At 69.3% G+C, this 10,283-nt stretch carries 12 protein-coding genes and 1 tRNA gene; 7 read left to right on the forward strand and 6 right to left on the reverse strand.

Going from position 1 to position 10,283, the window contains the following annotated elements:
* A partial coding sequence (locus tag ACFR9S_RS03645) for an AAA family ATPase (protein ID WP_379818083.1) occupies positions 1 to 918 on the forward strand: 918 nt, incomplete at its 5' end.
* Here the strand turns inward: ACFR9S_RS03645 and ACFR9S_RS03650 are convergent.
* The 3 genes from ACFR9S_RS03650 to ACFR9S_RS03660 are packed head-to-tail and all read right to left on the reverse strand — an operon-like array spanning position 915 to position 2,017.
* Entirely contained in the window at positions 915 to 1,340 is a 426-nt protein-coding gene (locus ACFR9S_RS03650; protein ID WP_379731406.1) for a DUF7346 family protein, read from the reverse strand. The two genes, ACFR9S_RS03645 and ACFR9S_RS03650, sit on opposite strands and share 4 nt — an antisense overlap.
* Positions 1,341 to 1,382: 42 nt before the next feature.
* Positions 1,383 to 1,796 (reverse strand): DUF7322 domain-containing protein, encoded by a 414-nt coding sequence (locus ACFR9S_RS03655; RefSeq protein WP_379731407.1) that lies wholly within the window; start codon positions 1,794 to 1,796, stop codon positions 1,383 to 1,385.
* Between the two features lie 44 nt (positions 1,797 to 1,840).
* Entirely contained in the window at positions 1,841 to 2,017 is a 177-nt protein-coding gene (locus tag ACFR9S_RS03660; RefSeq protein WP_379731408.1) for a DUF7331 family protein, read from the reverse strand.
* Positions 2,018 to 2,241: 224 nt separating this feature from the next.
* Here ACFR9S_RS03660 and ACFR9S_RS03665 point away from each other — a divergent pair, with 224 nt between their 5' ends.
* From ACFR9S_RS03665 to ACFR9S_RS03690, 6 genes are all read left to right on the forward strand, one after another.
* Positions 2,242 to 4,866, forward strand: a complete 2,625-nt coding sequence (locus ACFR9S_RS03665) for a DNA-directed DNA polymerase (RefSeq protein WP_379818084.1) — start codon at positions 2,242 to 2,244, stop codon at positions 4,864 to 4,866.
* Between the two features lie 68 nt (positions 4,867 to 4,934).
* Complete coding sequence (locus ACFR9S_RS03670) at positions 4,935 to 5,702, forward strand: glycosyltransferase (protein ID WP_379818085.1); 768 nt, start codon at positions 4,935 to 4,937, stop codon at positions 5,700 to 5,702.
* Positions 5,699 to 6,145, forward strand: a complete 447-nt coding sequence (locus ACFR9S_RS03675) for a GtrA family protein (protein WP_379731943.1) — start codon at positions 5,699 to 5,701, stop codon at positions 6,143 to 6,145. The genes ACFR9S_RS03670 and ACFR9S_RS03675 overlap by 4 nt, the downstream gene beginning before the upstream one ends.
* Before the next feature lie 69 nt (positions 6,146 to 6,214).
* Positions 6,215 to 6,289: transfer RNA gene (locus ACFR9S_RS03680), tRNA-Met, on the forward strand.
* A 146-nt stretch (positions 6,290 to 6,435) separates the two neighbouring features.
* Positions 6,436 to 6,858, forward strand: coding sequence for a Rieske (2Fe-2S) protein (locus tag ACFR9S_RS03685; RefSeq protein WP_379818086.1), 423 nt, complete (start codon positions 6,436 to 6,438; stop codon positions 6,856 to 6,858).
* Between the two features lie 46 nt (positions 6,859 to 6,904).
* Positions 6,905 to 7,054, forward strand: a complete 150-nt coding sequence (locus tag ACFR9S_RS03690) for a hypothetical protein (RefSeq protein ID WP_379731945.1) — start codon at positions 6,905 to 6,907, stop codon at positions 7,052 to 7,054.
* Here ACFR9S_RS03690 and ACFR9S_RS03695 read toward each other — a convergent pair.
* The 3 genes from ACFR9S_RS03695 to pabB are packed head-to-tail and all read right to left on the reverse strand — an operon-like array spanning position 7,051 to position 10,114.
* Positions 7,051 to 7,938 carry an aminotransferase class IV gene (locus tag ACFR9S_RS03695; RefSeq protein WP_379818087.1) on the reverse strand — a complete coding sequence of 296 codons (888 nt, stop codon included), beginning with the start codon at positions 7,936 to 7,938 and terminating at the stop codon, positions 7,051 to 7,053. The genes ACFR9S_RS03690 and ACFR9S_RS03695 overlap by 4 nt on opposite strands.
* Positions 7,935 to 8,534 (reverse strand): anthranilate synthase component II, encoded by a 600-nt coding sequence (locus ACFR9S_RS03700; protein WP_379731947.1) that lies wholly within the window; start codon positions 8,532 to 8,534, stop codon positions 7,935 to 7,937. The genes ACFR9S_RS03695 and ACFR9S_RS03700 overlap by 4 nt, the downstream gene beginning before the upstream one ends.
* Entirely contained in the window at positions 8,531 to 10,114 is a 1,584-nt protein-coding gene (pabB, locus tag ACFR9S_RS03705) for an aminodeoxychorismate synthase, component I (RefSeq protein ID WP_379818088.1), read from the reverse strand. Before pabB ends, ACFR9S_RS03700 begins: the two co-directional genes overlap by 4 nt.
* Between the last annotated feature and the right edge of the window lie 169 nt (positions 10,115 to 10,283).

Below are 10,283 nucleotides of genomic sequence, written 5' to 3' on the forward strand. Positions count from 1 at the left end.
GCCGTCGAGGAGACGCTCGACGCCATCGACGACGCCGAGGAGGAGATCGACCGCCTGCGCGAGCGCCGGGAGAGCAAGGCCGAGATCGCCGACGAGCGCCGGGACCGGCTGGACGACCTGCCGGCGCGCCGCGACGACCTCCGGGAGGCGTTCGACCGCGAGCGCGTCGAGCAGGCGCGCGAGCAGCGGGAGAGCGCCGAGGAGTACCTCGAGAAAGTCGAGGCCAAGCTCGACTCGCTGGCCGAACAGCGCGACGAGCTCACCGGCGAGATCGGGAGCGTCGAGAACGAGATTCGGGAGCTGGAGGAGCTTCGAGAGGACCGCGAGGCGCTGGCCGAGACGGTGGCCGATCTGGAGTCGCTCCACGAGGAGACCGAGCAGTTGGAGCAGACGTACGGCGACCTGCGGGCGGAGCTCCGCCAGCGGAACGTCGAGAGCCTCGAACGGATGCTGAACGAGACGTTCGACCTCGCGTACGGCAACGACGCCTACTCACACATCGAGCTCGACGGCGAGTACGAACTCACCGTCTACCAGAAGGACGGCACGCCGCTGTCGCCCGATCAGCTCTCCGGCGGCGAGCGCGCGCTGTTCAACCTCTCGCTGCGGTGTGCGATCTACCGGCTGCTCTCGGAGGGGATCGAGGGCGCGGCGGCGACGCCGCCGGTGATCCTCGACGACCCGACAGTGTTCCTCGACGCCGGCCACGTCTCCCGGCTCGTCGATCTGGTCGAGGAGATGCGCGGGTTCGGCGTGCGACAGATCCTGATCGTGAGCCACGACGAGGAGTTGGTCGACGCGGCCGACGAACTGGTCACCGTCGAGAAGGACACGACCACGAACCGCTCGACCGCACGGCGGGAGGACGCAGCGACGCTGTCCGGTGCTGCGGCACTGCTGGAGAGCGGGGACGACTAAGCGTCGTCGCGTAGCAGCGCCACGGCTTCTTCGGCAGTTTCGGTCGCCTCGTAGCCGCGCTCGCCGGCGACCTCACACGTCGTGACCAGGCCCGCCGCGCGGAGTTCGGCGAACAGGCCGTTGAAGTCGCTCTCACACAGTCCGGCGTAGGAGAGCAGGTCGACGACAGCGGTCGGACCGCTGTCGACCAGCGTCACCAGCACGCCCAGCGCGCGCTCGTCGTGGGCGGCCGTCACGACCCGTCGAACCGGTTCGGGGACACCCTCGGCGGCGACGCTCAACGCCCCGTCCCCGACCGGTTCGAGGACGTCCACGTCGACGGTTCGCTCCTCGCCGGTCGCGGGGTCACGGAGCCGTGCCGTCCCCTCGGACTGGGAGAGCAACAGGTGGCGCTGGCCGTCGGGAGTCTCGACCGGTCGCATCGCTCGTCGGTAGCCGGTGGCCGCGCAAAACGCTTCCGGGCCTCACGTGTCGTCGCCATCCCCGATGTCGGCAGCGTCGCCGACAGCGTCGGCGTCTTCCGCCTCCCCTTCCTCGTCGCCGGCAGCGAACCGACGGTACACCCAGTACGCACGCGCCAGCGCGAGCACGCCCCCGGCGACCAGCCCCGCCGAAACGAGGGGGTAGCCGCGGAGCGCGTACACCGTCGGACCGAGCGCGATCAGCAGCACGCCGGCGTTAACGTAGATCACCGCCCCCCAGAACGCGGTCGCCGTCTCGGAGTCGACCTCGGTCAGCTCCTCCTCACCGCCGGCGTTCGTTCCGGTCCGTTCGTGGAGTTCGGCCTCCATGTCCCGCGTCTCCGGGGCCGAGACCCCGTCGTCCTCGCCGTCGAACGTCTCCTCCACGAACGTCTCGACGGGGTCGTCGTCGCTCACGCCTCCCACTCCCCGACCGACCGGCAAAAGGGTTCGCAGTCGTCTCAGCGTCGATCCCCGAGCGACACCGCCGCGTCGCTCCGGAGCCACGCCAGCGGCGCCTCGGCGTCGTAGAGGACCACCCCACCGTCGACCTCGTAGGACTCGACCGTCTCGAAACCGTCGTCGGCGGGTTCGACCGGCTCCGATGCCACCTCCGGCAGGCCACTCTCGTCGGGCATGGGAGGGTCTACCAAACGGTGGAGTATATGCCTTTCGGGGGTGTGCGAACCACCGGCCGCGGCGGTCGGACCACCGTCGTTTTAACGGATCACGGCAAACCACCGCCAATGAGCGAGCGCGAGCAATCGGGCCTCGGCGAGTTCGCGGGTGCCGACGGGGGCCGACCGGACGAGGAGGGGGNNNNGCCGTCGTCGCCGGCGACGCCGGCCAGTCAGTCAGCGAGGTGGTCGACGCCGCGGACCTGAAGTTTCCCGACAGCGAGGGCGTCGTCGAACTGAAAGTCTCGCAGGTCGACTACACGATCGAGGGGTCGGGTGCCGAGGAGTACCCCGTCGTCCACGTCTTCGGCCGGACCGCCGACAACGAACCCGAGCACGTCCGCGTGCTCGGGGTCGAGCCGTACTTCTACGTCCCCACGGAGAACGTCGAGGACCGCGCGCTGACCGAGGAGTACGACGCGATCCTCGACACCCGCGAGGAGGACCCCAACGGCGAGCGCTTCGAGTCGATCCGTGGCAAGCCGCTGACGAAGGTGGTCGGCCGCACGCCGCGTGACGTGGGGCAGATGCGCGACGACTTCGAGGAGCACTACGAGGCCGACATCCTGTTCCCCAACCGCTTCCTGATCGACAAGGACGTGAGCGCCGGGCTGCAGGTGCCCGAGCGACGACTCGAGGACGGCCGGATTCAGGTGCGCTACGACGACGAGGAACTGGTCGCCGTCGACGCGCCGACGGCGGCGGACCTCCGGGTCAACACGTTCGACATCGAGGTCGACGACCGCTCGGGGTTCCCCGAGGACGGCGAGGAGCCGATCGTCTGTCTCACCTCCCACGACTCCTACGACGACGAGTACGTGGTGTGGCTGTTCGACGCGCCCGACGCCGAGGTCGACGCGCCGGAAGTGCTCGAGGAGTACGAGCAGATCGCCGACTCGGGCAGCATCGACGTGCGCGTGTTCGACGAGGAGCCGGCGATGCTCGACGCCTTTGTCGAGTACATCGAGGAGACGGACCCGGACGTGCTCACGGGCTGGAACTTCGAGGACTTCGACATGCCGTACGTGCTCGACCGGCTGGAGGCGGTCGACCCCACCACCGAGTACGAGCTCGACATCGACCGGCTCTCCCGGGTGGACGAGGTGTGGCGCTCGGACTGGGGCGGCCCGGACGTGAAGGGCCGGGTGGTGTTCGACCTGCTGTACGGCTACAAGCAGATCGTCATCAAGGAGCTGGAGTCGTTCCGCCTCGACGCCATCGGCGAGCGCGAACTCGACGTCGGGAAGGAGCACTACTCCGGCGACATCGGCGACCTCTGGGAGCAGGACCCCGAACAGCTGCTGGAGTACAACCTCCGGGACGTGGAGCTCTGTGTCGAGATCGACCGCAAGCAGTCCGTGATCGCGTTCTGGGACGAGGTTCGATCGTTCGTCGGCTGTAAGCTGGAGGACGCGCCGACCGCGGGCGACGCGGTGGACATGTACGTGCTGCACAAGGCCTACGGCGAGTTCGGGCTGCCGTCGAAGGGCCAGCAGGAGGCCGCCGAGGAGTTCGAGGGCGGCGCCGTCTTCGAGCCGATCTCCGGCGTGAAGGAGAACGTGACGGTGCTCGACCTGAAGTCGCTGTACCCGATGTCGATGGCGACGATCAACTCCTCGCCGGAGACGAAGGTCGACCCCGACGAGTACGACGGGGAGACCTACCGCGCGCCGGATGGCACCCACTTCCGGAAGGAGCCGGACGGCATCATGCGGGAGATGATCGACGAACTGCTCACCGAGCGCGAGGAGAAGAAGAAGCTCCGGGACCAGCACGACCCCGACTCCGAGGCGTACGAGCGCTACGACCGACAGCAGGGCGGGGTGAAGGTGATCATGAACTCGCTGTACGGCGTCTCCGGGTGGGATCGCTTCCGGCTCTACGACACCGAGGGCGCCGCCGCCGTGACGGCGACGGGGCGGGAGGTGATCGAGTTCACCGAGACGGCCGCCGAGGAGATCGGCCACGAGGTGGCGTACGGCGACACCGACTCGGTCATGTTGTCCCTCGGGGGAGGAGTCTCCAAGGAGGACGCCATCGAGCAGTCCTTCGACATCGAGGAGCACATCAACGAGCGCTACGACGACTTCGCCAGCGAGGAACTCGACGCCGACTCCCACCGCTTCGAGATCGAGTTCGAGAAGCTCTACCGGCGGTTCTTCCAGGCCGGCAAGAAGAAGCGCTACGCCGGCCACATCGTCTGGAAGGAGGGGAAACACGTCGACGACATCGACATCACGGGGTTCGAGTACAAGCGCTCGGACATTGCACCCGTCACCAAGCGCGTCCAGAAGGAGGTGATCGACATGATCGTCCGCGGTGGGGAGCTCGACGACGTGAAGGAGTACCTCCACGACGAGATCACCACCTTCGAGGAGGGCGAAGCGGATCTGGAGGAGGTCGGCATCCCCGGCGGGATCGGCAAGCGCCTCGACGCCTACGACACCGACACCGCACAGGTCCGCGGGGCGAAGTACGCGAACCTCCTACTCGGCACGAACTTCCAGCGCGGCTCCAAGCCCAAGCGGCTCTACCTGAAGAAGGTCCACCCCGAGTTCTGGCAGCGCATGGAGAACGAACAGGGGTTCGACCCGCAGACCGACCCGCTCTACCGCGAGTTCAAGCGCGACCCCGACGTGATCTGCTTCGAGTACGCCGAGGAGGTGCCCCCGGAGTTCGAGGTCGACTGGCCGAAGATGCTCGACAAGACGCTCAAGGGACCGATCGAACGCGTGATCGAGGCGCTGGGGCTGTCGTGGGACGAGGTCAAGTCCGGACAGGAGCAGACCGGCCTCGGGCAGTGGGGCTGAGTCGCCCATCGGCCTGAACGCCGGGGAAGTTCGGACGCTTTTTCCCCGATGGCGCGGAACGCCGCCACATGTCTCGCTCCGTCGGCGTGGTGGTCCCCGCCTACCGGCCGGACGTGGACCGCCTCTCGCGCTACGTGCGCGACCTCGACGAGCGGCTCGCCCCCGCGGAACTCCGCATCGAACTCGACGACCCCGGACCGGGCGACCGGGAGGCGCTGGCCGATCTCCCGGCGACGGTGCACGTCGCCGACCGCCGGCGCGGGAAGGGCGCCGCGATCACCGAGGGGTTCGACGCGCTCGGCACGGACGTGCTCGCCTTCGCCGACGCCGACGGCTCGACGCCGGCCGACTCGATCGCCGACGTGATCGACCCCGTCCTCTCGGGGGCGTTCGACCTCGCCGCCGGCTCCCGGCGCCACCCCGAATCGGAGATACAGTCCCATCAGAAGACGCTGCGGCGCTTCCTCGGCGACGCGTTCGCGTGGCTGGCCCGCCAACTTCTCGACCCGGACCTGCACGACTACCAGTGTGGCGCGAAGGCCGTCTCGGCGAACTTCTGGTCGCGGCTGCGGCGCCACCTCACCGAGTCCGGCTTCGCGTGGGACATCGAACTGCTCGCCATCGCGGGCGCGCTCGGGGGGAAGATAACCGAGGTCCCGGTGGTGTGGGAGGACCAGCCGGAGTCGACGGTCGATCCCGTGAGCGACACGCTCTCGATGTTCACCGGACTACTGACCGCGCGCCACCGCGCGAAGGCGGTCCGGGGCGATCGGCTCCACGAGCTGCTCGCGGCACGGAACGACCGCCCGCCGTTGATCGAGCGGGGTGGGCAGTGAGGGGCATCCCGGACGAACTGCTCGCGATCGACCGGTTCGGGCAGTTCGTCTCCGTCGGCGCCGTCGGCGCCGTCTTCGACCTGACGACCAGTTCGGCGCTGACCGCCGGCCTCGGCGTCTCGCCGGAGATCGCGAAGCTGGTCGGCGCGGAGGTGGCGATCCTCGTGATGTTCGTCGTCAACGAGCGCTGGACGTTCGCCGACCACGGCGACGAGGGCGTCGGCGCGATCCTCCGCCGGCTGCTGAAGTCGAACCTCGTCCGCAGCGGCGGCGTCGCCGTGCAGGTCGGAGTCGTCGCGGGACTGACGCGCCTGCCGATCGTCCTCGAAGCGTTCGGCGTCGACCTCTGGGAGTTGGCGACGTTCCCGATCGCGATCGGCTGTTCGCTGCTGCTGAACTACGTGCTGGAGAGCCTGTTCACGTGGCGCGTGACCGCTGACTGACCACGGGAAGAACCGACAGAGGGCGACCGAAACAGAACGCTTAACCGTCGTACCCGATTTGATACAGGTAGCGGGATGGGATAGCCAGGAGATTCCGCCGGGCTCATAACCCGGAGATCGGTAGTTCAAATCTACCTCCCGCTATATTCTCCTGCCGACCAACGGCGAGCGGCGCGAGCCGTGAGTCCGGTCGGCAGGGATATAGCCACCTCTCGCATTCTCCCGGAACGCCCACTCGACGTCGCTACGGACCCAAACGCCCTTCCTCGCCGACCGAGTAGCCCGACCAAATGAGTGGAGAGCGAATCGCCGACGTCGACGCCGTCCCGGCGGAGAGTAGCCTCCTGTTCACCGTCGAGGACCGCGAGAGCGGCGAGGAACGCGAGGCCGTCCTCGTCGACACCGACGACGGGGTGAGAGCGTGGTTCAACTACTGCCAGCACTGGCGGGACGTGAACCTCGACACCGGCGACGGCGCGGTGGTCCGCGACGGGGAACTGGTCTGTAAGCGCCACGGCGCCACGTTCGAGTGCGACAGCGGCGAGTGCACGTTCGGCCCCTGCGAGGGCGCCGTGCTCGACGAACTCGGAATCCGACGCGCCGACGGCGGCGTGTTCGTCGACGACGACGGCTACGCGTTCGACCGACTCGGCGAAGCCGAGAACGACGAGGACGACGGTCCCCAGTCGACGGAGTCCCGGATCGGCTTCTGAGTCCGCGAAGGACGGATTCATACCGGCGGGGGCCTTCATCCCGACAATGAGCGAGGAGGACGGCGACCTGTACGACGACGGCCTCCCCGAGGGCGAGACGCCCGAGGAGGACGGGCTGGTGCTCAAGTTCATCGTCGGCGCAGTGCTGCTGATCCTGCTGTACGCGGTCGCGACGATCCTGCTGGCCGCCGCTTAGTAGAACGTCTCCTCGACGCGCTCGCGGTAGCGCTGTGCGAGGAGATCCGTCACCGGCCCGCCGCCGACGCTCGCACCGTCGACGCTCTCGACCGGACGGACCTCCCACGTCGAGTTGGTGCAGAACATCTCTTCCGCCGTTCGGAGCGCGTCCGGGCCGATCGTCACCTCCCGAACCGGGATCCCTTCCTCCTCGGCGATGTCGATCACTGTCGCCCGGGTGATCCCGGGCAGTACCGGCCCCGAGAGTGCCGGCGTGAGCAGGCCGTCGCCGTCGAACGCGAACACGTTGCTCGTCGCCCCCTCGGCGACGTGGCCCGCGGCGTCGAGCATCACCGCCTCGTCGGCGTCGGTGCCGCGGAGTTCGATGCGGGCGAGAATCCCGTTCAGGTAGTTGTGGGTCTTCGCCCGCGCGGGCACGGCGGCGTCGGGAATCCGCTGGGTGGAGACGGTCCGGAGCGTCGCCGGGCCGTCCCAGACGGACTGGCCGTCGAGTTCGACACGCGGGAGCGGCTTGACGACGATCACGACCGTCGGGTCGACTTCGGGATCGGGGTCGAGCTTCCCGGGCTGGACCCCCCGCGAGATCGAGAGCCGGACGTACGCGTCGTCGAGGTCGTTGGCGTCGAGGGTCTCCCGGATTCGGTCGTGGAGGTCCTCCCGAGCCAGCCCGTGGTCGATCGCGAGCAGGTCACAGGTCTCGGCGAGCCGGTCGGCGTGGGCGTCCCAGCCGAACACGTCGCCGCCGTAGGCCCGCAGCGTCTCGAAGGCGGCGTCGCCGTACTGGAACCCGCGGTCTTCCACCGAGACGGTTGCCTCGTCGGCCGGGCGGAGGTCGCCGTCGACGTGGTACAGCAGGTCGTCCGCGCGTGCTTCGTCGCTCATCGTTCCCACTCTCGACAGATTCCGAGGAAGTTTCTGATCATGGTTTTGCCGTGGTCGGTCAGGATGCTCTCGGGGTGGAACTGCACGCCGACGTGGGGTTTCTCGCGGTGGCGCACCGCCATCACCACGTCCTCGTCGTCGGTGGTCGCCGTCTCCGCCAGCGCGTCGGGAATCGCGTCGCGGTCGACCGCCAGCGAGTGGTAGCGCCCGACCCGGATCCCCTGCGGGAGGCCGTCGAACACGCCCTCGCTGTCGTGGCTGATCTCCGAGGGCTTGCCGTGGACGACCGCGTCCGCGTGGCCCACGGGCGCGCCGTTGTGCGCACAGAGCGCCTGATGGCCGAGACAGACCCCAAGCGTCGGGTAGTCGAGGTCGAACACGTCCATCGAGACGCCCGCCGCCGCGGGCGTGCCGGGGCCGGGCGAGACGACGATCCCGTCGGGGTCGAGATCGCGGATATCCCGGCGGTCGATCGCGTCGTTGCGCCGGACCGTCACCGCGCCGTCGCGCTCCTGCACTGCCTCCCCGAGGTACTGCACGAGGTTGTAGACGAACGAGTCGTAGTTGTCGATCACGAGGATCTCGGGGGCGCTCATCGCTCCACCTCGCCGCCGTCGGCGGTGTCCGCGGCGTCCCCCTGCTCGGGGTCGGCCACGCCGAGGCGGCCCCGATCGAGCGCGTCGTCGATCGCGTCGAGCAGCCCGCGGGCCTTCGCGAGCGTCTCGTCGTACTCGGCGTTCGGGTCGGAATCGTGGACGATGCCCGCGCCCACGCTGAGGTGGTACTCGTCGGCGTGGCGGACCAGCGTCCGGATCACGATGTTGAGCGTCGCGCGGCCGTCGAAGCCGAAGATGCCGATGCTCCCGGTGTACGGCCCGCGGCGCCGATCCTCGAGTTCGTCGATGATCTCCATCGTCCGGGGCTTGGGCGCGCCGGTGATGGTGCCGCCGGGGAACGTCGCCGCCACGGCGTCGGTGAGCGTGCCGTCCTCGCGGAGTCGCCCCTCGATGAGCGAGACGAGATGCATCACCGCCGAGTAGCGGTCGACGCGGCGGTACTCCGTCACCTCGACGCTGCCGTACTCGCTGACCTTCCCGAGGTCGTTGCGTTCGAGGTCGACCAGCATCGCGTGCTCGGCGCGCTCCTTCTCGTCGGTCCGGAGGTCGTCGGCGAGCGCGGCGTCCTCCTCGTCGGTGTCGCCGCGGGGACGCGTGCCGGCGATCGGTTCGGTCAGCAGGCGGTCGCCCTCGCGCTCGAGCAGGAGTTCGGGGCTCGCGCTGACGAGGTCGACGCCGCGGAACTCCAGCAGCCCGGAGTAGGGCGCGGGGTTGACGTCTCGCAGCGCGTCGTACGCCTCGACGGGGTGGACCGCCGCGGGCGCTTCGAGGCGCTGGGAGACGTTCGCTTGGAACGTGTCCCCCTCGCGGATGTACGCCTTCGCGCGGCGGACGCGCTCGCGGAACTGCTCGCGCCCGCACGTGCTCTCGAACGCGGCCGCCTCGGCGTCGACGGGCGCGGGACCGACCGCCGGGTCGCCGACGCGTGCCCGTCGGCCCAGTTCGGCCGCTCTCGTCAGCGCGCGGTCGTAGCAGGCGTCGAGCGTCGCTTCGTCGGCGTCCGCGGGCACGCGCGGGCAGGCGGTGATCCGCAGCGTTACCTCGTCGCCGCGTGGCTCCTCCCACGCCGCGAGACAGTCGTACACGCCGATCTGGAGCGTCGGCAGGTCGCGGTCGTCTGGGGCGCCGTCGCCGAAGGACTCCAGTTCGCGGGCGATGTCGTAGGAGAGCCAGCCGATCGCGCCACAGGGGTAGGGCACGTCGCAGTCGCCGCGGGCGAGCGATTCGCCGTCGAGCAGCCCCGACAGCGCCGCGAGCGTCTCGGAGCGGTTCTGCCCGAATCGGCGGTCGGACCCCTCGGTCGACTCGTGGTCAGCGAGCACCGACTCGCCGGAGACGGTGAGAAACTCCGCGGGCTCGACGCCGAAGTAGCCCCACCCTTCCTGTCCGCCCGACGTTTCGAGGAACACCCCGCCGCGCTCGTGCCGGGCGCGGCGGTAGGCGTCGAACGGGTCGTCGACGACGGTCCGGATCTCGACGGGCACCCGAGCGCCCGCCGGGGCCTCGCGGGCCACGGCGTGGAACTGCTCGGGGTCGGTGATCACCGTCGTCTCGGTCATGCGTCGGCAAACGGCGCCGATCCGCTAAAAACGGGCGGGTTCGGTCACTCGTACTCGTTCGCGCGGTCGATCCACTTCTGGACCGTTCCCTCCGGCGCCGTCGTCCGCTCGGCGACTTCCTCGGCGTCGGCGTCCCCTCGCCCCGCCCCTCGTGGGGGTCGATCCTCCG

This window comes from Halolamina salina, from assembly GCF_042678005.1.
In the GTDB taxonomy this organism is placed as follows: Archaea; Halobacteriota; Halobacteria; order Halobacteriales; family Haloferacaceae; genus Halolamina; species Halolamina salina.